The 23,660-nt window shown below is 64.6% G+C and carries 23 protein-coding genes, 1 tRNA gene and 3 pseudogenes; 16 read left to right on the plus strand and 11 right to left on the minus strand.

Annotation, left to right across the window (positions count from 1 at the left end):
• Position 1 precedes the first annotated feature (1 nt).
• From cbiE to ACFOJ9_RS19590, 8 genes are all read left to right on the plus strand, one after another.
• Positions 2 to 1,231, plus strand: coding sequence for a precorrin-6y C5,15-methyltransferase (decarboxylating) subunit CbiE (cbiE, locus tag ACFOJ9_RS19555; protein WP_378980504.1), 1,230 nt, complete (start codon positions 2 to 4; stop codon positions 1,229 to 1,231).
• Positions 1,228 to 1,614, plus strand: coding sequence for a cobalamin biosynthesis protein (locus tag ACFOJ9_RS19560; RefSeq protein ID WP_378980505.1), 387 nt, complete (start codon positions 1,228 to 1,230; stop codon positions 1,612 to 1,614). Before cbiE ends, ACFOJ9_RS19560 begins: the two co-directional genes overlap by 4 nt.
• A complete protein-coding gene (gene cobM / locus ACFOJ9_RS19565) occupies positions 1,611 to 2,375 on the plus strand; it encodes a precorrin-4 C(11)-methyltransferase (protein WP_378980506.1) in 765 nt (254 codons plus the stop codon). The genes ACFOJ9_RS19560 and cobM overlap by 4 nt, the downstream gene beginning before the upstream one ends.
• Entirely contained in the window at positions 2,372 to 3,190 is an 819-nt protein-coding gene (gene cobA / locus ACFOJ9_RS19570) for a uroporphyrinogen-III C-methyltransferase (RefSeq protein ID WP_378980507.1), read from the plus strand. Before cobM ends, cobA begins: the two co-directional genes overlap by 4 nt.
• Positions 3,187 to 4,500: a cobyrinate a,c-diamide synthase gene (locus ACFOJ9_RS19575; RefSeq protein WP_378980508.1), complete on the plus strand. Its 1,314-nt coding sequence runs from the start codon at positions 3,187 to 3,189 to the stop codon at positions 4,498 to 4,500. Before cobA ends, ACFOJ9_RS19575 begins: the two co-directional genes overlap by 4 nt.
• A 3-nt stretch (positions 4,501 to 4,503) precedes the next feature.
• Complete coding sequence (gene cobS, locus ACFOJ9_RS19580; RefSeq protein ID WP_378980509.1) at positions 4,504 to 5,280, plus strand: adenosylcobinamide-GDP ribazoletransferase; 777 nt, start codon at positions 4,504 to 4,506, stop codon at positions 5,278 to 5,280.
• A gap of 38 nt (positions 5,281 to 5,318) precedes the next feature.
• Positions 5,319 to 6,329 (plus strand): nicotinate-nucleotide--dimethylbenzimidazole phosphoribosyltransferase, encoded by a 1,011-nt coding sequence (gene cobT / locus ACFOJ9_RS19585; protein ID WP_378980510.1) that lies wholly within the window; start codon positions 5,319 to 5,321, stop codon positions 6,327 to 6,329.
• 92 nt (positions 6,330 to 6,421) lie between these two features.
• Positions 6,422 to 6,679, plus strand: coding sequence for a hypothetical protein (locus ACFOJ9_RS19590; protein ID WP_378980511.1), 258 nt, complete (start codon positions 6,422 to 6,424; stop codon positions 6,677 to 6,679).
• A gap of 112 nt (positions 6,680 to 6,791) precedes the next feature.
• Here ACFOJ9_RS19590 and ACFOJ9_RS19595 read toward each other — a convergent pair.
• Together ACFOJ9_RS19595 and ACFOJ9_RS19600 are read right to left on the minus strand one after the other, a co-directional pair.
• Positions 6,792 to 6,867, minus strand: a tRNA-Lys gene (locus ACFOJ9_RS19595).
• 355 nt (positions 6,868 to 7,222) lie between these two features.
• Positions 7,223 to 8,130: pseudogene (locus ACFOJ9_RS19600) on the minus strand (PhzF family phenazine biosynthesis protein).
• 101 nt (positions 8,131 to 8,231) lie between these two features.
• On the opposite strand from ACFOJ9_RS19600, the gene ACFOJ9_RS19605 reads away from it, so the two are divergent.
• The 4 genes and pseudogenes from ACFOJ9_RS19605 to ACFOJ9_RS19620 all read left to right on the plus strand — a co-directional run bounded on the left by ACFOJ9_RS19605 (position 8,232) and on the right by ACFOJ9_RS19620 (position 11,831).
• Positions 8,232 to 9,524, plus strand: coding sequence for an efflux RND transporter periplasmic adaptor subunit (locus ACFOJ9_RS19605; RefSeq protein ID WP_378980512.1), 1,293 nt, complete (start codon positions 8,232 to 8,234; stop codon positions 9,522 to 9,524).
• A gap of 4 nt (positions 9,525 to 9,528) precedes the next feature.
• Positions 9,529 to 10,239: an ABC transporter ATP-binding protein gene (locus ACFOJ9_RS19610; RefSeq protein WP_378980513.1), complete on the plus strand. Its 711-nt coding sequence runs from the start codon at positions 9,529 to 9,531 to the stop codon at positions 10,237 to 10,239.
• Positions 10,236 to 11,454, plus strand: a pseudogene (locus ACFOJ9_RS19615) (ABC transporter permease). The gene ACFOJ9_RS19610 and the pseudogene ACFOJ9_RS19615 overlap by 4 nt, the downstream one beginning before the upstream one ends.
• 134 nt (positions 11,455 to 11,588) lie before the next feature.
• Entirely contained in the window at positions 11,589 to 11,831 is a 243-nt protein-coding gene (locus ACFOJ9_RS19620) for a hypothetical protein (RefSeq protein ID WP_378980514.1), read from the plus strand.
• Here ACFOJ9_RS19620 and ACFOJ9_RS19625 read toward each other — a convergent pair.
• Both ACFOJ9_RS19625 and ACFOJ9_RS19630 read right to left on the minus strand, forming a co-directional pair.
• A complete protein-coding gene (locus ACFOJ9_RS19625; protein WP_378980515.1) occupies positions 11,828 to 12,544 on the minus strand; it encodes a hypothetical protein in 717 nt (238 codons plus the stop codon). The genes ACFOJ9_RS19620 and ACFOJ9_RS19625 overlap by 4 nt on opposite strands.
• A gap of 16 nt (positions 12,545 to 12,560) precedes the next feature.
• Positions 12,561 to 13,673, minus strand: coding sequence for an endonuclease/exonuclease/phosphatase family protein (locus tag ACFOJ9_RS19630; protein ID WP_378980516.1), 1,113 nt, complete (start codon positions 13,671 to 13,673; stop codon positions 12,561 to 12,563).
• A 189-nt stretch (positions 13,674 to 13,862) separates the two neighbouring features.
• Between ACFOJ9_RS19630 and ACFOJ9_RS19635 the strand changes: the two genes are divergently transcribed.
• The gene (locus ACFOJ9_RS19635) at positions 13,863 to 14,411 is read left to right on the plus strand and encodes a BA14K family protein (RefSeq protein WP_378980517.1); all 549 of its coding nucleotides are present in this window, start codon (positions 13,863 to 13,865) and stop codon (positions 14,409 to 14,411) included.
• A gap of 96 nt (positions 14,412 to 14,507) precedes the next feature.
• Here ACFOJ9_RS19635 and ilvC read toward each other — a convergent pair whose 3' ends face one another.
• The gene (gene ilvC, locus ACFOJ9_RS19640; RefSeq protein ID WP_378980518.1) at positions 14,508 to 15,527 is read right to left on the minus strand and encodes a ketol-acid reductoisomerase; all 1,020 of its coding nucleotides are present in this window, start codon (positions 15,525 to 15,527) and stop codon (positions 14,508 to 14,510) included.
• 25 nt (positions 15,528 to 15,552) lie between these two features.
• Entirely contained in the window at positions 15,553 to 16,206 is a 654-nt protein-coding gene (locus ACFOJ9_RS19645; protein WP_378980519.1) for a TetR/AcrR family transcriptional regulator, read from the minus strand.
• Between the two features lie 156 nt (positions 16,207 to 16,362).
• On the opposite strand from ACFOJ9_RS19645, the pseudogene ACFOJ9_RS19650 reads away from it, so the two are divergent.
• A pseudogene (locus tag ACFOJ9_RS19650) lies at positions 16,363 to 16,793 on the plus strand (DUF1772 domain-containing protein).
• Positions 16,794 to 16,822: 29 nt separating this feature from the next.
• Here ACFOJ9_RS19650 and ACFOJ9_RS19655 read toward each other — a convergent pair.
• Positions 16,823 to 17,281: a MarR family winged helix-turn-helix transcriptional regulator gene (locus tag ACFOJ9_RS19655; protein WP_378980520.1), complete on the minus strand. Its 459-nt coding sequence runs from the start codon at positions 17,279 to 17,281 to the stop codon at positions 16,823 to 16,825.
• Between the two features lie 95 nt (positions 17,282 to 17,376).
• Here ACFOJ9_RS19655 and ACFOJ9_RS19660 point away from each other — a divergent pair, with 95 nt between their 5' ends.
• Positions 17,377 to 18,102, plus strand: a complete 726-nt coding sequence (locus tag ACFOJ9_RS19660; RefSeq protein WP_378980521.1) for a glutathione S-transferase family protein — start codon at positions 17,377 to 17,379, stop codon at positions 18,100 to 18,102.
• Here the strand turns inward: ACFOJ9_RS19660 and ACFOJ9_RS19665 are convergent.
• Both ACFOJ9_RS19665 and ACFOJ9_RS19670 read right to left on the minus strand, forming a co-directional pair.
• A complete protein-coding gene (locus ACFOJ9_RS19665; RefSeq protein WP_378980522.1) occupies positions 18,050 to 19,312 on the minus strand; it encodes an FAD-dependent oxidoreductase in 1,263 nt (420 codons plus the stop codon). The two genes, ACFOJ9_RS19660 and ACFOJ9_RS19665, sit on opposite strands and share 53 nt — an antisense overlap.
• A gap of 46 nt (positions 19,313 to 19,358) precedes the next feature.
• A complete protein-coding gene (locus ACFOJ9_RS19670; protein WP_292176908.1) occupies positions 19,359 to 19,769 on the minus strand; it encodes a winged helix-turn-helix transcriptional regulator in 411 nt (136 codons plus the stop codon).
• Positions 19,770 to 19,903: 134 nt separating this feature from the next.
• Here ACFOJ9_RS19670 and ACFOJ9_RS19675 point away from each other — a divergent pair, with 134 nt between their 5' ends.
• Complete coding sequence (locus ACFOJ9_RS19675; protein ID WP_378980523.1) at positions 19,904 to 20,797, plus strand: SDR family oxidoreductase; 894 nt, start codon at positions 19,904 to 19,906, stop codon at positions 20,795 to 20,797.
• A gap of 62 nt (positions 20,798 to 20,859) precedes the next feature.
• Here ACFOJ9_RS19675 and ACFOJ9_RS19680 read toward each other — a convergent pair whose 3' ends face one another.
• Positions 20,860 to 22,779 carry a potassium transporter Kup gene (locus tag ACFOJ9_RS19680; RefSeq protein ID WP_378980524.1) on the minus strand — a complete coding sequence of 640 codons (1,920 nt, stop codon included), beginning with the start codon at positions 22,777 to 22,779 and terminating at the stop codon, positions 20,860 to 20,862.
• Between the two features lie 103 nt (positions 22,780 to 22,882).
• Complete coding sequence (locus tag ACFOJ9_RS19685; protein ID WP_378987899.1) at positions 22,883 to 23,623, minus strand: pyridoxine 5'-phosphate synthase; 741 nt, start codon at positions 23,621 to 23,623, stop codon at positions 22,883 to 22,885.
• Positions 23,624 to 23,660: the final 37 nt, after the last annotated feature.

The following is a 23,660-nucleotide window of genomic DNA, read 5'->3' on the forward strand; positions in this document are numbered from 1 at the left end:
CATGCCTGCTGAGCGTCAATCGCGAGCCGCCTGGCTGACGGTCGTCGGTATCGGCGAGGACGGTTTAGCGGGTCTCGGCGACGAGGCCAAGCAGCGGATTGCCCAGGCGGAGATCATCTTCGGCGGCAAGCGGCACCTGGCGCTGGTCGCTGCCTTCGCCAAGGGTGAGCCGCGCCCCTGGCCGGTTCCTTTCGATGCCGAGATGGCTGATGTGCTGGCGCTTGCCGGCAGGCGCGTCTGCGTGCTCGCTTCCGGCGATCCGTTCTTCCATGGGGTCGGCGCCACCCTCGCCCGCAAGGTCAAGGCGCAGGAGATGCATGTCATTCCCGCGCCTTCAGCCGTTTCGCTGGCGGCCGCCCGGCTGGGCTGGGCGCTGCAGGACATTGAAATCGTCTCGCTGCATGGACGGCCGCTCGACCTGATCCGCCCGCTGCTGCAGCCAAACGCGCGCATCCTGGCGCTGACCTCGGATGCCGAAGCCCCGGCCGCAGTTGCGCGCCTGCTCACCGAACTCGACTTCGGCGCATCGCGGCTGACGATCCTCGAGGCATTGGGCGGGCCAAACGAAAACCTGCGCTCTGCCCGTGCCGATGCTTTCGATCTCGAATACATCAATCCGCTCAACGTGCTGGCGGTCGAAATTGAATCTGGTCCGGATGCGCGCGTCCTTCCGCTCACATCAGGCCTTGCCGATCATCTGTTCGACCATGACGGCCAGATCACCAAGCGCGAAATCCGCGCGATCACCTTGTCGGCGCTGGCGCCGAAGCGCGGCGAGTTACTGTGGGACATCGGCGCCGGTTCCGGTTCCATCGGCATCGAATGGATGTTGGCCCACCCTTCGATGCGCACTATTGCCATCGAGGCCGATCCGATCCGCGCCGCCCGCATTGGCCGCAACGCCGCCGCTTGTGGCGTTCCCGGCCTCGCCGTGGTCGAAGGCAGCGCTCCCAAGGCACTGGCCAGGCTGGACACACCTGACGCGATCTTCATCGGCGGCGGCGGCAGCGATGCCGGCGTCTTGAACGCCGCCATCAAGGCGTTGCGCCCCGGCGGCCGCCTCGTCGCCAATGCGGTGACGCTGGAGATGGAAACCCTGCTTCTTGCCCGCCACGTCTCGCTTGGCGGTGATCTCACCCGCATCGCCATATCGCGCGCGTCGCCGGTCGGCGCGATGCAGGCATGGCGGCCGGCCATGCCGGTCACCCAATGGAGCTGGGTGAAGCCATGATGGTCGCAGGCATAGGCTGCCGAAAGGGCGTAAGCGTCGAAGACGTGCTTGCGGCGATCGAAACCGCGCTCGAAGCCCATGGACTGGCGATGACAGCGCTTTCGGCACTGGCGACTGCCGTGCTCAAGAAGGATGAGGAGGCAATCGCCGCCGCTGGCCGCGCGCTGAACCTTCCGGTCATCGTCGTCGACGATGCAGCACTTCAGGCCGCCGCGCCGGATACGCTCAGCCATTCCGACCTCTCGCAGACACTCGCCGGCACGCCATCGGTTTCCGAAGCATCCGCCCTTGCCGTGGCCGGCACTGGTGCAAAACTGCTCGGCCCCCGCACGGTGCTCGGCCCGGTCACTTGCGCCATCGCCATCAGCGGAGATGCGCCATGACCGTGCATTTCATCGGCGCCGGTCCAGGTGCGGCCGACCTCATCACGCTGCGCGGCGCGAGGCTGCTGGCGAGCTGCCCTGTCTGCCTCCATGCCGGATCGATCGTCGCGCCCGAATTGCTGCAGCACTGCGCGCCGGGGACAAAACTGATCGACACCGCACCGATGTCGCTCGACGAGATCGAGGCCGAGTATGTCGCGGCGCACGAGGCGGGCCATGATGTCGCCCGCCTGCATTCCGGCGACCTGTCGGTGTGGAGCGCCGTGGCCGAGCAGATCCGCCGGCTGGAAAAGCACGGCATTCCCTACACGCTGACGCCGGGCGTCCCCTCCTTCGCCGCTGCCGCCGCCGCACTTCGCCGCGAGTTGACCATTCCCGAAGTCGCGCAAAGCCTGGTGCTGACCCGCGTCTCCGGCCGCGCATCAAAAATGCCGCCCGGCGAAACGCTGGCCGGCTTCGGCCGTACCGGCGCCACGCTGGCCATTCATCTGGCCATCCACGCCATCGACCGTGTCGTCGCCGAGCTCACACCGCACTATGGTGGCGATTGCCCGGTGGCGATCGTCTTCCGCGCCTCCTGGCCGGACGAGCGCGTGCTGACCGGCACGCTGGCGACCATCGAGGCGCTGCTCGCCGCCGATCCGATGGAGCGCACGGCAATCATCTTCGTCGGCCGCTCGCTGGCGGCGGAAGGTTTTGGCGAGAGTTCCTTATACGACGCCCACTATCAGCGGCGTTTTCGCGGACGGGACGGATTGTGAGCGGCAGCACCAAAAACAAGGGCGAAAACGCCACGCTCGAACAGGCGTTGTCCCGGCTGAACTTCAAGCCGCGCCGGCTGGAGCCTGGCCATGTCTGGCTGGCCGGCGCCGGCCCCGGCGACCCCGGCTGCCTGACCCTGGAAGTGCTGGCGGCGTTGGCCGAGGCGGATGCGCTGGTCTACGACGCGCTGGTCTCATCCGATGTCGTCGCCGTTGCCGAAAATGCCGAGCTTTTCTTTGCCGGCAAGCGCGGCGGAAAACCGTCGATGAAGCAGGACGACATCACCGCACTGCTGGTGCGGCTGGCGCGCGACGGCCGCCGCGTCGTCAGGCTGAAGGGCGGCGACCCCTATATTTTCGGCCGTGGCGGCGAAGAGGCGTTAGCGCTGGCGCGGGAGGGTATCCCCTTCCGGGTCTTGCCCGGCCTGACATCGGGGCTCAGCGCGCTGGCCGCGACCGGCATCCCGGCCACCATGCGCGGCATCAACAAGGCAGTGATCCTGGCGACTGGCCACGCCGCCGGCACCGATGACGATATCGACTGGGCGGCAATCGCCCGCACCGGCCAGCCTGTCGTCGTCTATATGGGCATGGCCAATCTGCCCCTGATCGCCGCGGCACTGCTGGACGGCGGGCTGGCGCCGTCGACACCGGCGGCAGTGATCGTCGCCGCGACGACGCCGCAGGAACGAACCGTCGTCGCCACGCTCGCCACAATTGCCGAGGAAGCCGCGGCCGCCGGTCTTGCCTCGCCGGCGCTGATCGTCGTCGGCGGCATCGTCGCCATGCGCGCGGCCCTTGCGGGGGAAGCATGACGGCCCGCGCCATCATCATCGGCGCGCCGCGCTCCGGCTCCGGCAAGACCAGCGTCACCATCGGCATCCTGCGCGCACTCACCCGGCGCGGGCTGAAGGTGCGCGGCGCCAAATCCGGCCCCGACTATATCGACCCCGGCTTCCACACCGCCGCCACGGGACTGTCCGGCGTCAATCTCGACAGCTGGGCGATGCCGCCATCCTTGCTCAACGCGCTCGCTGCACAAGCCGCCGACGATACCGATTTCGTCATCCTCGAAAGCGCCATGGGCTTGTTCGATGGCATTCCGGCCTCGCCGGGGCGCACCGGCTCGGCGGCCGATCTCGCCCGGCTCTACGGACTGCCGGTGCTGCTGGTGCTCGACGTTTCCGGCCAGTCGACCACTGCGGCCGCCGTCGCCAAGGGTTTTGCCACCTACGATCCGGATGTGCGCATGGCCGGCGTCGTGCTCAACCGGCTGGGCAGCGAGCGGCACCGCCGCTTGTCCGGCGACGCCATCGAGGCGATCGGCCTGCCGGTCGTCGGCGCCATCCTGCGCGACCCCACGCTGAACCTGCCTGAGCGCCACCTCGGCCTTGTCCAGGCTGGCGAATATGATGACCCGATGGCGCATCTCGACCGGCTGGCCGACATGGCGGAAAAGTCGCTCGACCTCGATGCGATCATGGCCCTGGCGACACCCTTCACCCCGGCGCCCGGCGGCTTCGCCGAAGCATTGGCGCCGCCCGGCCAGCGGATCGCGTTGGCCGAGGATGCCGCCTTCACCTTCCTCTACCCGCATGTGGCGGCGTACTGGCGCAAGGCGGGTGCGGAAATCGTCCCGTTCTCGCCGCTCGCCGACGAAGCGCCCGACGAGGATTGCGATGTCTGCTGGCTACCGGGCGGCTATCCCGAGCTTCACGCCGGCCGGCTCGCAGCAGCGGAGACCTTCAAAGCCGGAATGGCAAGATTTGCGGCGAAGAAGCCCATCCATGGCGAGTGCGGTGGCTTCATGGTGCTTGGCGAAGCGCTTGAAGACGCCGCCAGTGAAACGCATGCGATGCTCGGCCTGCTCGGCCATTCCACCAGCTTCGCCAAGCGCAAGATGAATCTCGGCTACCGCGAGGCGCGGTTGCGCGCCGATTGCCCGCTGGGCCTAGCTGGCGCGCTGATCCGCGGCCACGAATTCCACTATGCGCAGATGACGGCGACAGGCAATGACGAGCCGCTGGCCGACCTTGCCGACGGTCAGGGCAATCCGATCGGCGCCTCGGGCTGTCGGCGCGGCCATGTCAGCGGCACCTTCTTCCATGCGATTGCGAGGGGCTAGAGCATGAAGTTCAGGAACTTGGCTCTTTCACCGCGGCAGGTCGTCGACGACATCGCGCTCTGCCTGGTCTTCTTCACCAGGCTGCCGCTGCCCGTCTTCGATTTTCGCGGTCGCAGCCTTGCCGCCGCGGTCTGGGCAGCCCCCATTGCCGGACTTGTCGTCGGCCTGATCGGCGCCATCGTCTTTGCCACGGCGGAACGGTTCGGCCTTGCCATGGGGCCGGCGGCCGCCCTTGCGCTCGTGGCAACCCTGCTCACCACCGGCTGCCTGCATGAGGACGGGCTATCCGACGTCGCCGACGGCTTTGGCGGCGGCAAATCACGCGGCCGCAAACTCGAGATCATGCGCGACAGCCGCATCGGTACATATGGTGCCGCGGCGCTGGCTCTGTCGCTGCTGATCCGCTGGAGCGCGCTTTCGCAACTCGTCGACCCCACACAGGCGCTGTTCGCCCTCCTGGCCGCACACGCGGCCTCGCGCGGCGTGCTTGGCGCCTTCATGCATCTCTTGTCCCCAGCGCGGGTCGACGGCCTCTCGGCCGATGCCGGCACCGTCTCGCAGGAAACCGCCATCGCCAGCGCCGTGCTCGGCGCGATCCCGCTGCTGCTGCTCGGGCTGGGCGGCGCCGTTTTCGCGCTCATCCTGCTTGGCCTGCTGTTTGCCGCGTTCCGCGCGCTTTGCCTCAACCAGATCGGCGGCCAGACCGGCGACACGATCGGCGCCTTGCAGCAGGTCAGCGAAATCGCCGTGCTGCTCGTCGCTTCCGTAGCGCTTTCCTGATTCCCTTTGGCCTGATTCCCTTTCGGAGACTTTGCCCCATGCCCTTCAAATCCCTCGATGAACTGCGCGCCGCCTGCCTCGACCTTCCAGCTGGCAGCGATGCCGCGGCAAGCGCGGTCGCCCGCCGCCAGGACACACTGACCAAGCCGCAAGGCAGCCTTGGCCGGCTGGAGACGATCGCCGCCTGGCTGGCGCGCTGGCAGGGCCGCGACATGCCAAAACTCGACCGCGTCAAGGTCTTCGTCTTCGCCGGCAACCATGGCGTCACCGCGCAAGGCGTGTCGGCCTATCCTTCCGAGGTCACCGTGCAGATGGTGGCGAATTTCGCCGGCGGCGGTGCCGCCATCAACCAGCTTGCCCGCATGGCCGGCGCCGAACTCGACGTCATTCCGCTCGATCTCGACCATCCTACAGGCGACTTCACCCAAGTGCCGGCAATGGACGAGAAGGCGTTTCTCGCCGCCGTCTCGGCCGGCTACGACGCCGTGACGAAAGACCTCGACCTCATCTGCTTCGGCGAAATGGGCATCGGCAACACGACGCCGGCGGCCGCCATTTCAGCTGCCCTGTTCGGCGGCGGCGCGGAAAAATGGACCGGGCGCGGCACCGGTGTCGACGACGCCGGCCTGAAGCGCAAGGTGGTTGCCATCGAAGCCGGCCTGAAGCGTCACGCCGCCGCCCTTGCCGATCCGCTAGGGATCGCCGCCGCGCTTGGCGGACGCGAACTGGCCGCCATCTTCGGCGCCACGCTCGCCGCTCGGCATCTCGGCATACCCGTGCTGCTCGACGGCTTCGTCTGCACCGCCGCCGCGGCCCCGTTGGCAAAGCTGCACCCGACCGGTCTCGCCCACACCATATCAGCTCATGTCTCGGCCGAGTCTGGCCATCGCGGCCTGCTAGAAGCCCTCGGCCTGCCGCCGCTGCTCGATCTCGGCATGCGACTCGGCGAAGGCTCCGGCGCTTGTCTTGCTGTCAACATCGTCCGCTCAGCGCTGGAGTGCCATGCCCGCATGGCGAGTTTTGCCGAGGCGGGGGTGTCGGAGAAGTAGTTATCCATTCCCCGTATCGGCCGACAAAGATGCCGTTGTCACGACAAAGGAGGCATCTTCCCGTAACGGCGATTCTCAAATAGATTTTGCGGATGAAGAAATTTCATCCTGCCGCAGCTGCGGTGTTTATCGCCGGGGCGGTCGCTGTTGTGTTCCGTCACAGCAGCTATTCAAGCCATGGCCCGATCGATACCGGCATTTTCGTTGTCTTCCTGGTCTTCTTCTGGTGGCTCATCAGCGATTTCTCCGGGGGAAAAGACGGAATTGGCGCCAACGAAGCTGCAGCCGGGGAAAAGAGCATTGCTTTTCGATTGGGCCGGTTTCTGAGCCGCATTTTTCAACGCGGCTGAATCGCCACGAGATCCGGATAGCGCAGTTAAAGAATCACGGTCAGACAGCCTGCCCGAGACGCGCCAAACGCGTCTCGTTTTCAGGGTCTTTCCACCAAGTCTTTGAAGAATTTGGTGGGTGCGCACAGGATTGAACTGTGGACCCGCTGATTAAGAGTCAGCTGCTCTACCAACTGAGCTACGCACCCACTCGGCCGGCAAAAACCGGCGTTGGCGGGCATATAGCCGCCACCATCGGTCCTGTCCAGCCCTGCCGGAATCATTTCCCGACAAATCGCCTGGAGCCTCGCTTTTAGGTGTTGGCGCCGGGCGAAACCTTACGTTCTCTTGGCGGGACAGCGCCCCCCTCTGCCCTGCCGGGCATCTCCCCCTCAAGGGGAGAGATCGGAAGCTTCGTCGTCCCGCCTCTCTTTTTGCATCCGAGGTTGGCGAAATCAGAAGTTACGGCAATCTCCCCACTTGAGGGGGAGATGTCCGGCAGGACAGAGGGGGCGGTGAAGGATCTCTAACAGCGACGGTCTTCCTCGATGCCTTAAGGCGCGATCAAACGAACAGCTTGCCTTCCGCAACCTTGACCGCGTTGCCGCCAATGCGCGCCGAGGCCAGTTTGCCGCCTTGCACGGTCAGTTCGAGGCGGATGCGCGATGGCCGGCCCATCTCCAGCCCCTGCTCGATCCACAGCTGCGAAATGCCGTCGGTCGGCGCGTCGAAATGCATGATGGCGCCGGCAAAGGCCGCTGCCGCCGAGCCGGTTGCCGGATCCTCGTAGGAAGGCGTGCCGGGCACGATCATCCGCACGTGGAAGGCGCTTTCGTGGTTCACCGTCTCGCGGCAGTAGACATAGGGACTGGCGAAGGCCCAGTCGCTCTTGCGTGGCGCCAGTTCCGACCAGGCCTGGTTGTCCAGCCGGACCCGGCCTGCCGCCTCGAGATTGGCAACCGGAATGGTGACATAGGGCACGCCCGCCGACCAGAACGAGACGCGGTGATTCTCGAAGCCGATTTCGTGCGGCGTGAGCCCAAGGGCGGCACCGATCGCCTCCGGATCGGCCTCGAGCTTCAGCGGCTCCGGCAGCTTCGCCAGGTCGAACTCGGCAAAAATGTTGCCGTCGTGCTTGCTGACAGCGCAACGCACCGGGCCGATGTTTTCCTCCAGCACGAAGATGCCGGCGCCGCCGTCTTCCGCCAGTTCGGCCAGCGCAATCGCAGCGCCTACCGTGGGATGACCGGCGAACGGCATTTCATAGTCGGGCGTGAAGATGCGAATGCGATTTTTATGCTTCGGATTGCCCGGCGGCAACACGAAAACCGATTCCGACAGGTTGAACTCACGCGCGATGGCCTGCATCGCGGCAGTGTCCAATCCCTTGCTGTCCAGCACGACGGCCAAAGGATTGCCGCCAGTCGCTCGGTCGTAAACACATCGTAAAGCAAGTAGTTCCGGGTTTTCATTCCTGCCTCAATCCCAAGATGGGCGAAATTTAATTTGATATTTGAACCAGTAAGCCTGATCTGTGCACAGATAGGGACATTGCGCATTATAGGGGTCCAGCGTGGACCAGATTGTCAATCCGCCAAAGACGGAATCGGATTCCGCCATCGAGACGGCGCTTGGGCTCGACAGACAAGGTCTGCGCAAGTCGCGCCGTCGCGGCTGGCGCTATGCGCTGCTTGCGCTGATCGTGCTCGCCGCCGGGCTTGGCGCCTATCAGTGGTATGCCGGCTCGCCGGCCAAGATTGATTACACCACGGTACCTGCCGCCAAGGCCGACCTCACCGTCGCGGTGTCGGCTACCGGCACGCTGCAGCCCCTCACCCAGGTCGATATTTCCAGCCAGCTCTCCGGTATCATCCGTTCGGTGTCGGTCGAGGAGAACCAGCAGGTCAAGAAAGGCGACGTGCTGGCGGCACTCGACACCGCCAAGCTGCAGGTCCAGATCGAACGGGCGGAAGCCTCCGCCAAGGGCGCGGCCGCCAATGTCGAGGACGCAACGGTAACGCTCACCGAAAACGAAAAAGCGCTTGTGCGCGCGGCGGCACTGACCAAGCGCGGTATGGCGACCGACCAGTCGCTCGAGGCGGCGACCGCGACGCGCGACCGCTCCAAGGCGGCGCTCGACAGCGCCACCGCCAATCTCGCCATCGCCAATGCCGACCTGAAATCGCAGCAGACCGACCTTGCCAACAGCACCATCTATGCGCCGATCGACGGCATCGTTTTGACGCGCTCGGTCGATCCCGGCCAGACGGTCGCCTCCTCCCTGCAGGCGCCGGTGCTGTTCATCATCGCCGCCGATCTCAGGAACATGGAACTGGTGGCCGCTGTCGACGAAGCCGACATCGGCGCGGTCAAGAGCGGCCAGCATGCCCGCTTCACCGTCGATGCCTTCCCCGAGCGGCCGTTCGATGCCGAGATCCGCGACATCTCCTATGCATCGGTCACCACCGACGGCGTCGTCACCTACAATGCGCGGCTTGAAGTCGACAACAACGAGCTGTTGCTGCGGCCCGGCATGACCGCCACCGTTTCGGTCGTCACAAAGCAGGCCAAGGGCGTGCTCACCGTGCCGGCCACGGCCTTCCGCTATCGCCCTGCCCAGCAGGCCGCTCGCGGCTGGAGCCTGAGCGACCTGTTCACCGGCCGCATGGGTCGCCCCGGCGGCAACCGCCAGCGCCAGGCCGCAACGGCGCCCACCGACGGCTCGCGCACCCTTTACGTGCTGGAGAACGGCCGGCCGCATCCGGTCAACGTCAAGATCGGCTCAACCGACGGTGAACTGACCGAGATCATTTCGGGCCTGGACGAAGGCGCACAAATCATCACCGCGTCGCAGCAGCGGAGCTGATGCCGTGGCTGCGGGCGCGACCCTCATCACTTTCGACAAGGTCTGGAAGAGTTATGGCCAGGGCGAGGCCAAAGTGCATGCGCTGGCCGGCGTCGATCTTGCCATCCGGCGTGGCGAATTCGTCGCCATCATGGGTCCGTCCGGCTCCGGCAAGTCGACGGCGATGAACATCATCGGCTGCCTCGACACGCCGACGGCCGGAACCTACTCCTTCATGGGCATCGACGCCGGCCGCCTCGACCGCAACCGCCGCGCCATGCTGCGCAACCTCTATGTCGGCTTCGTCTTCCAGGGCTACAATCTGCTGGCCCGCACCACGGCGGCCGAAAATGTCGAACTGCCGCTGATCTATCGCGGCGTTGCCGCCCGCGAACGCCGCGACCTCGCCATGCAGGCGTTGGCGGAGGTCGGCCTTGTCGGCCGCGAGCACCACACGCCGGCCGAGCTGTCCGGCGGCCAGCAGCAGCGCGTGGCGATCGCACGCGCCATCGTCACCCGCCCGACGCTGCTCGTCGCCGACGAGCCGACCGGCAATCTCGACACCGCCCGCACGCACGAGATCATGGAGTTGCTGACCCGGCTCAACACCGAGCTTGGCCTGACCATCGCCATGGTCACGCATGAAGCGGACGTCGCCGACTATGCCGAACGCACCATTCGCTTCCTCGACGGCCACGTCGCTTCCGATTCCAAGAATCTGGAGATGGCACAATGATCTGGGAAACCGTCCGCCTCTCGTTCCGCTCGATTCGCCGCAACGTGCTGCGCTCGTTCCTGACCTTGCTCGGCATCGTCATCGGCGTTGCCGCCGTCATTGCCATGCTCACCATCGGCTCGGGCACCACTGAAAAGGTCAAGGCCGACATCTCCAAGCTCGGCAGCAATCTGCTGGTCGTCCGCTCCGGCCGCCCGGCCGGTCCCGGCGGCCCGGGCGGGCTCGACCAGGTGGTGCGCCCCGCTGGCCGAAAAGGACCTGGCGGCGCTGGTTGCGCACCTGACCGGTGCGCGCGCCATTTCGCCGGCCTCGCAAAAGCAGGTGCGCGTCATCTTCGGCACCGAGAGCCTGACCTCCGGCGTCACCGGCACCGACAGCGCCTATCTCGATGCGCGCGACTGGAAGCTGGTGTCGGGCCGTCCGTTCAGCGATTCCGAAACCCGCTCGGGCACCGGCGTGTGCCTGATCGGCGAGACGGTGCGCCAGCAGTTCTTCGGCGCCGGCGACCCCGAGGGCGAGATCATCCGCGTCAACCGCACCTCCTGCAAGATCATCGGCCTGCTCGAACCCAAGGGCTATACCGGTTTCGGCCAGGACCAGGACAATGTCGTGCTGATGCCGTTGCATGCCTATCAGCGCCGCATCGCCGGCAACCGCGACATCGACAACATCTACATCGCCGCCGACGACCGCACGCCGACCAGCGAACTGCAGCCGCGTGTCGAAGACATTTTGCGCGACGCGCGCCGCATCACGCCCGAGCGCGAGAGCGATTTCGCCATCCGCGACATGACCCAGATCGCCGACGCCATGGCCAGCGCCACCACCACCATGACCGGCATGCTGGGCGCCGTCGCCGGCGTCAGCCTGCTGGTCGGCGGCATCGGCATCATGAACATCATGCTGGTCTCGGTCACCGAACGCACGCGCGAAATCGGCATCAGGCTCGCCATCGGCGCGCATGAAAAGCACATCCTGATCCAGTTCCTGGTCGAGGCGACGGTGCTGTCGCTGCTCGGCGGCATCATCGGCATCCTGATCGGCCTGACGCTGGCCGGCCTCGCCGCTGTGACGCTGACCATCCCCTTCGCGCCAAGCCCGGCGGTCATCCTGCTCGCCGTCGGCTTTTCCGCGCTGATCGGCATGGTGTTCGGTTTCTTCCCGGCGTTGCGCGGCGCCAGGCTCGATCCGATCGACGCGCTGCGGCACGAATAGGGCAACCTGATCGGAAACGCGGCCAGCGCTCCGACCCTGTTTTGCACAGCCTTCAACGTTTCCACCCTGCCCCACCACTGTCCCCGCACCGTTCGCGATGCTAGGGCAATTCACCTTGGGTGGAGCAATAGCCAATGAGCAAGAAGGCGCGACTGATCCTGGCGATGGTCGTCATCGAGGCCTTCCTGGCAGGCATCTGGTGGTATCTCGCCCGCCACGGCATGGCCAATCCCGACCGCGTCACATCAGATTTTCAGGCCGTCGTCGGCCAGACCATGGGAATGGCGATGGGCGGCTTGCTGAGCATCGGCTTTGTCTTGTTCCTCGTCGCCGCCCGCAACGATCGCAAGGCAGCGCAGAGCAAGACGCTTCGTTAATCGACGCCCGAAAAATGCCACTCGATCAGCGGCTTCATATGCGGCGATAGCCCGACCGGCAGGTCGGCGGCATGGCGGACGATCACCGGCCCTTCGATCTCCGGATCGGTCTCGGCGGCAACGAAGGCGTTGATGCGCCGGGCGATCTCGTCGGCCGGTGCCGTCTCGTGATAGCGGCGGAAGATCACCGTGCCGCTGTTGGTCGACAGGGCATGCCAGCGCTTGCCGCGCATGGCATCCGAGAGGTCAAGGCCGGTTTCCTCGCGCACCTCACGCATCATGTTGAAATCGACGTCGACCAGACCGTCGCGAAAATCGACAGGCTCGAACGAGCCGGCGGCGAAATAGACGCGGCCGGCGTTCACCGTGTGCGATCCCATGCGGATCGCCACCAGCGCATTGTCGCCGGCGACCAGCATGGCATGCGCATAGGCGTGCTCGGCGCCCGAATTCTCGCGCCGTTTTCGCCACAGCATGAAAGTCGAGTAGTTGACCGCGTGGCAGCGGCCAACGAGACGGTTGTCGCGGTAGGCGAGTTGCGACAGCAGCACCACAGTGCCGTCGAACAGCGCCGGATTGGCAGCGATTTCGCGCTGCCAGTTCTCGGCGATGGCCTCTGTATTGTCCAGCGCGAAGGGATGCGGGCCAGGATCAAGCCGGACGTCGACGGCATCGACCGGCAGGATGACATTGCGGGGCAGGTCGAAACTCATCTTGCTCCAACGCAGCTCAGGTCATGTCCAGGGTGATCGCCACCGGGCAATGGTCCGATGCCTTCGGCCGGTCCCAGCCGGCGCGCGGAAAGCGCTCGACCTCCTGGCCGGGCGGGAAAATGGTGCGCCAGGGCTGGCCGTTGCGGATGATGTCGGGAACCGCCGTCGCGTTGCTGGCGGCGAGCCCCTTCGACAGCAGGATGTAGTCGAGCTGGCACAGATGCCGCTCTTCCGGTCCGCGCGTGTGGTAGAAACTCCAGCGGTTCATCTCAGGCCGCCGCTCGACGACATTTTCGCAGAAGCCGCCTTCTGTCAGCACATTGATGCAGGACTGGGCCTCGTCGACCACCTCGAAGCGGTAGCCGTCGATCGCGTCGCCGGCCACCTTCACGCGCTGCCGGTAGTCGTTCATGTCGCCGCAGATCACCCAGCGTTTGTCGGCGGCATGGTCCTTGCCGAAGCGCTCCTCGATGATGCGGCGCACGGCCTGCGCCTCGGCGATGCGCACCGGCATCGTTGCCTCGCGCCCGTCGAGCCCGTTACGCGGCGAGCCCATCGACTTGAAGTGCACGAGGTAGAGCGTCAGCGGCACGCCGCCCACGGTGACGTCGATCTCCAGGCAGTCGCGCCGGAAGATACGCTCATTGGCCTGGTTGCCTAGCCCCTCGAGCTCCGGCGTATGCAGCCCGAACTGCTCGTAGGTGACATAGGCGTGGCTGGTCATGCGCACGAATTCGATCGGCTGGCCCTGCGCGGTTTCGTTGCGCATCATCACGGCAACGTCGATGCCGCGCGAATCATTGCCCGATGTGGTGTATTTCTGCCGGTAGCCCTGCCCCACCATCTTGAACAGATAGCCGTATTCGAAGGCCTTCAGCGCCTCGATGTTGTCGACTTCCTGCATGCAGATGATGTCGGCGCGGGTGGCAGCGATCGCCAGTGCCGTCAGCTGGCGCGTGTCGTCGGACTGGGCGATGGCGCGGGCCTGCTCCAGCATCCTGTATTCCGCCTCGCTCTGGATATCGAACAGCGCCAGCGTGCGATCCTCGTTGAGCTGATTGCGATAGCCGGAAAAATCGAACCTGTTCATCAGGTTCTCGACATTGAAGGTGGCAAGGCGCAGCGACATGCCATGACCTTTGCCCGCAAGTGCCGGAGAAAACAAGGTCGCAGGACCACCGGCGCAGATCGATTGGTCCTGCCGGCATTCGCGCTATGGTTGACGGAACCTTTCCGTTCATCCGCCGTTCAGATGCAAAGATCCATTGTTGCCCCATTCCTCGGGTGGGCGTGGGGCCTGTAACTCTTGGAGAGTGCAATGAATTCGCTCTTTTCTTCCACAGTCAAATCCGGGCTGGTAGCCCTCAGTATCCTCTCCGGCGTCACGGCGCCGTCCGCCGCCGGACCGATGATGCAGCCGAACATGTCTACTCCCACCAGCACGGCGGCGCCGACGGTCACACCGGTCCGCGACAGCTGGGCCGGCGGTAACGACCGGCGGTTCAACAACGACAATTGGAGATGGCGCCGTCACGACGGGCGTCGCAATTGGAACCGCGACAACTGGAATGGCGGAGATGACTGGCGTTGGCGTCACGGTCGCCGCCACTATCATGGCCGCCATCACAATGATGGAGCGGCCGCACTCCTGGGCCTTGGGCTGGGGCTCGGCATTGGCAGCATGTACAACAATTACAACTACTATGACGGGCCGCCGCCGCGCCGCTACTACCGCACCTATCGGACGCAGCGGGTTTCCAGTGCCCATGTCCAATGGTGCTATAACAGGTACCGGTCGTATCGCGCCTGGGACAACACGTTCCAGCCCTACGGCGGCCCGCGCCAGCAGTGCTACTCGCCCTATTGATAGGCTGGCCTCAGAAATGAAAAACGGCGCCGCGTGGCGCCGTTTTTGCTTTTTCCTGTTCGAAGCTGTTTTGACTTCGAGTCGTGCGGAACGCGCTTAGTTCTTGGCCTTGTCGACCAGCTTGTTCTTGGAAATCCACGGCATCATCGCGCGCAGCTTGGCGCCGACTTCCTCGATCTGGTGGCTGTCATTGTTGCGGCGGATGCCCTTGAAGCGGGACATGCCGGCGCGGTATTCCTGCATCCACTCCGAAGTGAACTTGCCGGTCTGGATGTCCTTCAGCACGCGCTTCATCTCGGCCTTGGTCTCGGCGGTGATGATGCGCGGACCCGAGACGTATTCGCCCCATTCGGCGGTGTTCGAGATCGAGTAGTTCATGTTGGCTATGCCGCCTTCATAAATCAGGTCGACGATCAGCTTGACCTCGTGCAGGCACTCGAAATAGGCCATCTCCGGCGCGTAGCCGGCTTCCACCAGCGTCTCGAAGCCGGCGCGGATCAGTTCGACCAGGCCGCCGCACAGCACGACCTGCTCGCCGAACAGATCGGTCTCGCATTCCTCGCGGAAATTGGTCTCGATGATGCCCGAACGGCCGCCGCCGACGCCGCAGGCGTAGGACAGCGCCAGGTCGAGCGCATTGCCCGAAGCATCCTGGTTGACCGCGACCAGGCACGGCACGCCGCCGCCCTTCTGGTATTCGCCGCGCACCGTGTGGCCGGGACCCTTCGGCGCGATCATGACGACGTCGACCGTCAACTTCGGCTCGATGAGACCGAAATGCACATTGAGGCCGTGCGCGAAGGCGATTGCGGCACCATCGCGGATGTTCGGCGCGATCTCGTTTTTGTAGATGTCGGCCTGCAGTTCGTCGGGCGTTGCCATCATCATCAGGTCGGCCCATTTGGCGGCGTCCGCCACGCTCATCACCTTGAGCCCGTCGGCCTCGACCTTCTTGGCGGTCGGCGAGCCGGCCTTGAGACCGATGGCGATCTCCTTGGCACCGGAATCCTTGAGATTGAGCGCATGCGCCCTGCCCTGGCTGCCATAGCCGATGATGGCGACCTTCTTGCCCTTGATCAGATTGAGATCGGCATCACGATCGTAATAGACGCGCATTTTGTCTTCCTTCCCGTTTTGAAAATCAGGGGCCTTGTAGCCCGGTTATTGCTCCGAAAAGAGCGAGAAACTGCTGCGTCGCCCGTGCGGCATCGCCGCCGATCGCCGCCTCAGTCAATTCCAGCCGGTCGCCGAGCAGCAGACGGATCTGCACATCGCGGGCGACCAGCCCGAAAAAGGTGCGGAACGCCGTTTCGGCATCCGCAAAGTCGAGCAGCCCGGCCTGGCGGCCAGCCTCAAGCACCGGCTTCAGCCGTTTGGCCAGCGCGAAGCGGCCATTCTCCAACACCACGGCGCCGAGATTGTCCTTACCCGAGCCGGCATGCCCGACCGCCACCCGGTTGAGCGCGATCGAGGTGTCGCTGGAAATCACCTGGAGCCAGTCCGAGGCAAAGCGCTCAAGACTTGCCGTCAGCGAGGCCAGATCGAGTCCCTTGCCGTCGACCGGCGCCACCCGCACTTTCGACGCCTGCCACTGCACCGTCGCCGTCAACAACCCGTCGCGGTCGCCGAACCATTTGTAGAGCGTTTCCTTGGAACAGCTGGCGCGGCGCGCCACGGCGGTCATGGTCAGTTGGTCGCCCTCTTCGACCAGCAGCCGCAACGCTGCGTCGAGCACGGCCTTCTGCCGCTCTGTCAGCGCTTCGCTGGTGTCGATCTCGGGCACGCTATGCAACACGTTCTTCTCTCGAAAGGCAAGGCCGGCCAGTCATTCCGGCGAGCCGTACCGTACGTTACGGTTCGCCTGATCTATGCCGTATTGTGCTGAGCCTTGCAAGCCCTATTTCTGTCTGAACGGCGTCGGCGCCGGGAAGCTTGCGCGGGAAGGAAGATGCTGATCGGATTGCTTGCCTTGACGGTTGCCGCTGCATACTCCGGCGCCGCGATCTATGTCAGTGTCGCCGAGCAACCAGCGCGGCTTCGTCTTGACGACAAGGCACTACTGCAGGAATGGCAGCCCTCCTACAAGCGCGGCGCCGCCATGCAGGCGTCCATTGCCATTGTTGCCTGCGTTCTCGGTCTGGTTGCTGGTGACAGACCGGCGGTTTTGCGTTCCTGGCTGGCGCGGTGTTGATCATCTTGCCCTGGCCATGGACGCTGATCGCCATGATGCCGACCAACAGGGTGCTGGAGGCGATGGACGCAGGCGCCGGCAACCCTCAAGCCAGGTCCCTGATCGTCAAATGGGGCAATCTGCACCTGGTTCGCACGGCACTTGGCGTTTTGGCGACGCTGGCGTTTCTCTGGGGCAGCCATCTGGCCTGACCTCGGCAGGTCGGCTCGGCGCCATGGCATCAGTCGGCGACGGGCGGATGGCGCAGCCGGCCAAGCAGTGCCGAGACCATGGTCAACTCGTCTCCCGACAGTTTGGCGCCGACCAGTTCAGCGATCGACCATCCGTAGACCGCCCACATCTGGCGGCGTGTCTCTCGCCCATTGGCCGTGATGCGGATGGTTTGGCCACGGCCGTCATCGGCCACCGGCAGTTTCTCGACCAGCCCATCGGCCTCGAGCCGGGCCAGCAGCCGGGAGATGTTGTATTGCGCGAACAGCGTGCGCTCGATCAGCTGGAACGCCCGCAGCCCGCCCTCACCCGCCTCGGCAAGCTCATGCAGCACGTCGTACCAGGCAAGCGGCGGCAGGCCAGCGGCCTTCAACGCCTCTTCAGCGCTTTCCATCAGCTGGCGCGAAACCCGCATCAGGCGGGCCCAGGCCTTGATGGCTTCGGGCGAAGGCGTCGCTTTCTCGGTCATGGCCCAACTTAGGCGATAGATGCAGATGCATCAAGCTTGACGATCGATGCGTATGCATCTATATAGATGCAGTTGCATTAACTTTGGAAAACCCCATGAAACACAAGCTCATCCTCGTCAGCCATCATCTCTGCCCCTATGTGCAGCGCGCCGCGATTTCACTGGCCGAAAAGGGCGTGCCGTTCGAGCGCGTCGATATCGACCTCGCCAACAAGCCCAGTTGGTTCAAGGCGATCTCGCCACTCGGCAAGGTGCCGCTGCTGCGCGTACAGCGAAATGGCGAGGAAACGGTGGTGTTCGAATCGGCCGTCATCCTCGAATTCCTCGAAGAGACGCAGGCCAATCCCCTCCACCCTGCCGATCCCTATGCCCGCGCCCGGCATCGTGCCTGGATCGAGTTCGGCTCGGCCACCCTCAACGCCATCGGCCGGTTCTATTCAGCCTCGACCGAGGCCGGCTTCCTTGCCGAAGCCAGCGCGCTGTCCGCCATGTTCGATCGTCTCGAAGCCGAGCTGGCGGACGAGCCTGGCGGACCCTGGTTCGCCAGCAAGCACTTTTCGCTGGTCGACGCCGTTTACGGTCCGGTCTTCCGCTATCTGGACGCCTTCGACCGGATCGGTGATTTCGGCATCCTGGACGGCAAACCGCTCGTCCGAGCCTGGCGCAAAGCCTTGAGTGAACGCCCGTCGATCAAGCACGCCGTGGCGCCGGGCTACCCGCAAGGCCTGCATGCCTTCCTGCAAGCGAAAGGATCATACCTTTCGAGCCTCATCCGCCGAAGCGAGCCGGCCACCGCGCCTCCGTCAGCGCAATCCGCTTGAACGGATCGATCACCGTGCCCGCCACCATCGAGGCGAGGAATTGCGGCGCCGGCGGGATTTTTGCCACCGTCGCCACCAGCCTGTCTCGGATGAAGGGCAGCGCCACCGAATCCGACTGGTAGAACGGCGTGAATGCCAGCGACAGCGCCTGGAAGACACGCACATGCCAGCGCCGCGCCTTCGCATAGGCTTCCAGCGCTGCCTCGACACCGTCCGTCCGCGCCAGCGCATGGCTGAGCGCCGCGGCGTCGAGCAGCGCCATATTGGCCCCTTGCCCGAGCTGCGGGCTGGTCGAGTGCGCGGCGTCGCCGATGACGGCCAACCGCCGGCCAATCGGAAGCCTCATCGTGTGGTGACCATAGCGCGCCAGCGAGAGCTGGTCGAAACTGTCGATCTGGCTGGTGTATGCCTCGCTCTGCGGCCATAGCCGGACCACTCTCTCCTTCCAGGCGTTCAGACCCCGGACGCGCACCGCATCGGCATCCGACGGCTTCAGGCTCCAGAAGAAAGCCGCCATCTTTTCAGCGCCCGGCTCCGGCCGGCCGATCGGCAGCACGCCGATCATCACGCTCGCTTTGTCGTAGCGTTGCAGCAGCGCTTGCTCGTCAAAACCTTCGCCGCGCCAGCCGAGCGAGGCCCAGAACGCGCCATAGGTGAGTGGCCGCGGCTCGCCTGGAGCGCTTGCGAGTCGCAGTTTCGAGCGCGAACCGCTGGCGTCGACGACCAGATCGAACGGCCCTGCCCTTCGCCCGTTGCCACAGATCAGCGTCGCCCGTTCGCCCGCCTCCAACGCCTCGATCTCGACGCCGGTCTCAATGGCGATCGCCTCGCGCCGCGCAGCGCGAAAAAGCACGCCGAACAAGGCCGCCCGGTGCACCGCGAGCCCGAAGCGGCCACCGCGTTGCGCATCGTAGCGGACGTGGAGCACGGTACGGCCTGTGCTGGCGTCGGCGCCATGCAGGCGGTCGATGCGGCTGCCCAGCGCCAGGATGTCGTCGAGCAGGCCAAGGTCGGCCAGGACCGTCAGCCCGGTCGGCTGCAGGATCAGTCCGGAGCCGACCGGCTTCGGTTCGTCGAAGCGCTCGAAGACGGTTACCCGATGCCCGGCGCGCTTGAGATAGAGCGCCATGGCCAGTCCCGCCGGCCCGGCGCCTGCAATTGCGATGTCGTAGGAAATGCCAATGCCCCCAAAGCCGAATGGCCGGGACAATCCTTCAGCCGCCGGGCGAAATCAAGTCGCGGCACCGTCCTGAGGCTTACGCTTGGGTGGCATCAAAATCGGCGCGCGCTGCGCGCACCGCATCATGGTTGAGTTCGGCCCACAGAATCAATTGATGAAAGGCGCCGAACATAGAGCGCCCGAGATCGGTCAGGCTGTATTCGACGCTCGGTGGTTTGGTCGGGAACACCTCACGATGTACATAACCGTCGCGCTGAAGATCGTACAGCGTCTGGGTCAGCATGCGCTGCGAAATGTCGGGCACCAGGCGCCTCAGCTCGCCGAAGCGGTAGGGTTTTTCAGCTAAGGCCATCATCAGCAGCGATCTCCATTTGCCGCTAACGCCCTGGATGACATCACGAACCGGACAATTGGCAATATTGCCGCCGCCTGAGATCGCCTTGTAGATCTCCATCTTCGATTTCAGATTGATGACCTTGCCGTCCATGGCTGGTTCCCTGCCTGTGCCTACCTCCCGAAAAACTGCCTTCTTTACGGCCATAGGTCAATTCCTATTTTAGTGCTGGTCTCTTTCTGAGACTATCACTCGGCCGCCCTTGCGGCGCAATGTCAGGATCTCCCATGACCAAAACCCTTCTCGTCACCGGCGCCTCCGGCCAGCTCGGCCGCAGCGTCATCCACTATCTCTTGGACACGCACAAAGTTCCGCCAGCAAAGATCATCGCCACCACACGCAATCCAGAAAGCGTGGCCGATCTGGCGCTGCGCGGCGTCGTTGTCAGGGCCGCCGACTTCAACGACGCGGCCTCGCTGGAAACCGCATTCGAGGGCGCCGACAAGGTGCTGATCATTTCGACCGGCGATCTCGATCTCAAAAGCGGCAGGCGCCTGAAGCAGCACGAAAATGCCGTCGCCGCAGCCAAAAATACCGGCATTTCGCATCTGCTTTACACTTCGATGCCCAATCCGGAGCCGGTATCGCCGGTCCTGTTTGCCGATGACCACTACAGCACCGAGCAGGCGATCAAGGCGAGCGGCATCCCCTACACGATCTTCCGCAACGGCTGGTACCAGGAGAACCTGTTCATGGCACTGCCGCACGCGATCGCCTCGGGACGCTGGTATACGTCCGCCGGCGAAGGCCGGATTGCGCACGGCGCACGCGATGACATGGCAGCGGCGATCGCCGCCGGCCTCGCTGGAGCTTCAAACGAAAGCAAGACCTACACCTTGACCGGTCCGCACGCCTACACCACGGCCGAGATCGCCGCTCTGGTAAGCGAGGTCACCGGCAAGCCGCTCGATGTCGTGCAGGTTCCGGATGAAGCTTTGACGGAAGGCGTGAAGGCATCAGGCGTTCCCGAGGATTTCGCTGAGGTCATCGTGTCCTTCGACGCCAACACGCGCTCCGGCCGCATCGCCATGGTGACCGACGCGATCAAGACGCTTTCCGGCAGGACGCCAAAGACGTTGAAGCAGTTCCTCGAGGCCAACAAGGCCGCCCTGGCCGGTTGAAGCGGAGTGACATGGACTGTGCCGTGAGGCACAGTCCGTTCGCCGATCCGCCAGGACATGTCCTAGATCGCCACCTGCGTGCCGATCTCCACCACGCGACCGGTCGGGATCTGGAAATACTCCGTCGCGTCGGCGGCCGTGCGCGCCAGGCCGATGAACAGCTTGTCCTGCCACACCGGCATGCCGGAATTGGGCGAGGCCTTGAGCGAACGCCGCGACAGGAAGAACGAGGTCGTCATGATGTCGAACTTCCAGCCTTGCTTGCGGCAGATCGCCAGCGCGCGCGGGATGTTGGGCTGCTCCATGTAGCCGAAGGTCAGCGTCACCCGCATGAACAGCTCGTTGACCGTCTCCATCTTGACCCGGTCGCTGTCGGGCACCACCGGTTGCGGCGCGGTCACCACCGAAAGGATGACGTTCTGTTCATGCAGCACCTTGTAGTGCTTCAGGCTGTGCATCAGCGCGGTTGGCGCGCTGAGCGGATCGCTGGTCAGGAACACGGCGGTGCCGGACACCAGTTGCGGCTTTTTCTTCAACAGATTGCCGGCGAGGAAATCGAGGGGGATCTCGTTGCGACGGGTCTTGTCGAACAAATAGCGGCTGCCGCGCACCCAGGTCCACATGGCCAGCACGATGGTGAAGGCCACGGCCAGCGAGGCCCAGCCGCCCTCGAACACCTTGACGATGTTGGAGGCAAAGAACCCGACATCGATGAAACCGAACAGCGCCGTCAGCGAGACTGCCAGCCACAGCTGCCATTTCCAGATGCGCGTCATGACGACATAGAGCAGCACCGTCGTCACCAGCATGTTGCCGGTCACCGAAATACCGTAGGCCGCCGCCAGCCTGCTGGACTCGCCGAAGCCGACCACCAGCATCATCACCGCCAGCGCCAACAAGAGATTGACGCGCGGCATATAGATCTGGCCGGACTGTTTCTCCGACGTGTGCAGGATTTGCAGGCGCGGCAGCATGTTGAGCTGCACCGCCTGCCTGGTCAGCGAGAACGCGCCTGATATCACCGCCTGGCTGGCGATGACCGTGGCAGCGGTCGCCAGCACGACCATCGGGATCAGCGTCCAGCCTTCGTTCATCTCGAAGAACGGATGGCCGACGACGCCGTTCTTGGCCAGCACGAAGGCACCCTGCCCGGCATAATTGAGCAGCAGGCAGGGAAAGACGATCGCCAGCCAGGCGAGCACGATCGGCTTGCGGCCGAAATGGCCGAGATCGGCATAGAGTGCTTCCGCGCCGGTGACGGCGAGGAAGATGGCGCCGATGGTCACGAAAGCGACGTCGGGCGAATTGATCAGAAAGGCGACGATGTAGTGCGGGCTGATCGCCCACAGGATTTCCGGGTCGGCGATGATGTGGTTGAGACCGGAAAGGCCAATAGCCAGGAACCATACAGCGGTCACCGGGCCGAACACCAATCCCACCCCGCCCGTGCCAAAGCGCTGCACCGCGAACACCATGGCAAGGATGACCAGCGTCAGCGGCACGACATAGGGCTGGAAGGCAGGCGTGACGACATTCATGCCCTCAACCGCCGACAGCACCGAAATCGCCGGTGTGATGACGGCGTCACCGAAGAAAAGCGACGCCCCGACGATGCCGATGCCAAGCATCAGCGCCGAGCGCTTGGGGAAACTGCCGCGCGCCAGCGCCATCAGCGACAGCACGCCGCCCTCGCCACGGTTGTCGGCGCGCAGCACGAACATGATGTATTTGATGGTGACGATGATCGTCAGCGACCAGATGATCAGCGACAGCACGCCGAGAATATCGCCGCGCTGGGCTACATTGCCGCCCGACGACGCCACCAGCGCCTCGCGAAAGGCGTAGATCGGGCTGGTGCCGATATCCCCATAGACGACACCGAGCGCGCCCAGCATCAGAACCTTGGTGCTGTGCTGTTCGACTTCCGAATGGCTCGATTGTTCGACGGGTTCTGCCTCACTACCAGTATTGGTAAGGGCCATGGACGACACTCCGATAAGCGCGCGGTGCTCTACGCTTGCTGCGATGCAATATCAAGTGCCGTCGCGTAATGGCTGCCATGCCTGCCACGCGAGGCTGCCATCGCTACCACCCGCAGGCCTTGAGGAACCGACCCACCGTGCCCGCCATGCCATACTCCAACGCGTCGGCTGTCAACCCATGTCCGATCGACACTTCGGCCAATGCCGGAATGCGCTTGGCAAGTGCCGGCAGATTGCTGACCACCAGATCGTGCCCGGCATTGACCTGAAGCCCGGCGGCAAGGGCGGCGTCGGCGGTTTTTCCCAGCCTTTCCAGCTCCTTGGCCGCTTTGGCGGGATCGGAATGATAACTGCCATACGGACCCGTGTAGAGCTCGATGCGGTCGGCGCCGGTGTCGCGCGCTGCGTTTATGCCGGCGGCGTCCGAATCGGAAAACAGCGACACCCGAAAGCCGCCCTTCTTCAGACGCTTGACGATCGGAGTGAGGAACGCGGCCTGGGCTGCGAAGTTCCAGCCATGGTCTGAAGTCGCCTGGGCCGGATCGTCCGGCACCAGCGTCACCTGTTCGGGCTGGTGCTTTTCCACAAGCACCAGGAAATCCTCGGTCGGATAGCCCTCGATGTTGAATTCCGCGCGCGGAAATTCGTCGTCGATCAGCGACCGGATCTCGGGCAGATCGGAGTGTCTTGTGTGCCGCTCGTCGGGGCGTGGATGCACCGTCAGCCCATGCGCTCCGGCAGCAAGCGCAATGCGGCCTAGGCCGGTGACGCTTGGCCACGGCAGGTCGCGCCGGTTGCGCAGCATGGCGATGGCATTGAGATTAACGGAGAGCTTTGCGGGCATGTTGGTGGCCTCGGAAATCATTCGACGCGCTCACCTA

Source organism: Mesorhizobium cantuariense (assembly GCF_042647205.1).
GTDB classification, from domain to species: Bacteria; Pseudomonadota; Alphaproteobacteria; order Rhizobiales; family Rhizobiaceae; genus Mesorhizobium; species Mesorhizobium cantuariense.

Excerpts from the sequence above, each read along its gene's own strand:
- cobS (WP_378980509.1), top strand. The coding sequence starts at position 4,504 with ATGAAGTTCAGGAACTTGGCTCTTTCACCGCGGCAGGTCGTCGACGAC.
- ACFOJ9_RS19560 (WP_378980505.1), top strand. The coding sequence starts at position 1,228 with ATGATGGTCGCAGGCATAGGCTGCCGAAAGGGCGTAAGCGTCGAAGAC.
- ACFOJ9_RS19655 (WP_378980520.1), bottom strand. The coding sequence starts at position 17,281 with ATGACCGAGAAAGCGACGCCTTCGCCCGAAGCCATCAAGGCCTGGGCC.
- ACFOJ9_RS19620 (WP_378980514.1), top strand. The coding sequence starts at position 11,589 with ATGAGCAAGAAGGCGCGACTGATCCTGGCGATGGTCGTCATCGAGGCC.
- cbiE (WP_378980504.1), top strand. The coding sequence starts at position 2 with ATGCCTGCTGAGCGTCAATCGCGAGCCGCCTGGCTGACGGTCGTCGGT.
- ACFOJ9_RS19660 (WP_378980521.1), top strand. The coding sequence starts at position 17,377 with ATGAAACACAAGCTCATCCTCGTCAGCCATCATCTCTGCCCCTATGTG.
- ACFOJ9_RS19670 (WP_292176908.1), bottom strand. The coding sequence starts at position 19,769 with ATGGACGGCAAGGTCATCAATCTGAAATCGAAGATGGAGATCTACAAG.
- cobT (WP_378980510.1), top strand. The coding sequence starts at position 5,319 with ATGCCCTTCAAATCCCTCGATGAACTGCGCGCCGCCTGCCTCGACCTT.
- ACFOJ9_RS19630 (WP_378980516.1), bottom strand. The coding sequence starts at position 13,673 with ATGTCGCTGCGCCTTGCCACCTTCAATGTCGAGAACCTGATGAACAGG.
- ACFOJ9_RS19625 (WP_378980515.1), bottom strand. The coding sequence starts at position 12,544 with ATGAGTTTCGACCTGCCCCGCAATGTCATCCTGCCGGTCGATGCCGTC.
- ACFOJ9_RS19675 (WP_378980523.1), top strand. The coding sequence starts at position 19,904 with ATGACCAAAACCCTTCTCGTCACCGGCGCCTCCGGCCAGCTCGGCCGC.
- ACFOJ9_RS19680 (WP_378980524.1), bottom strand. The coding sequence starts at position 22,779 with ATGGCCCTTACCAATACTGGTAGTGAGGCAGAACCCGTCGAACAATCG.
- cobM (WP_378980506.1), top strand. The coding sequence starts at position 1,611 with ATGACCGTGCATTTCATCGGCGCCGGTCCAGGTGCGGCCGACCTCATC.
- ACFOJ9_RS19575 (WP_378980508.1), top strand. The coding sequence starts at position 3,187 with ATGACGGCCCGCGCCATCATCATCGGCGCGCCGCGCTCCGGCTCCGGC.
- ACFOJ9_RS19635 (WP_378980517.1), top strand. The coding sequence starts at position 13,863 with ATGAATTCGCTCTTTTCTTCCACAGTCAAATCCGGGCTGGTAGCCCTC.
- ACFOJ9_RS19590 (WP_378980511.1), top strand. The coding sequence starts at position 6,422 with ATGAAGAAATTTCATCCTGCCGCAGCTGCGGTGTTTATCGCCGGGGCG.
- ilvC (WP_378980518.1), bottom strand. The coding sequence starts at position 15,527 with ATGCGCGTCTATTACGATCGTGATGCCGATCTCAATCTGATCAAGGGC.
- ACFOJ9_RS19685 (WP_378987899.1), bottom strand. The coding sequence starts at position 23,623 with ATGCCCGCAAAGCTCTCCGTTAATCTCAATGCCATCGCCATGCTGCGC.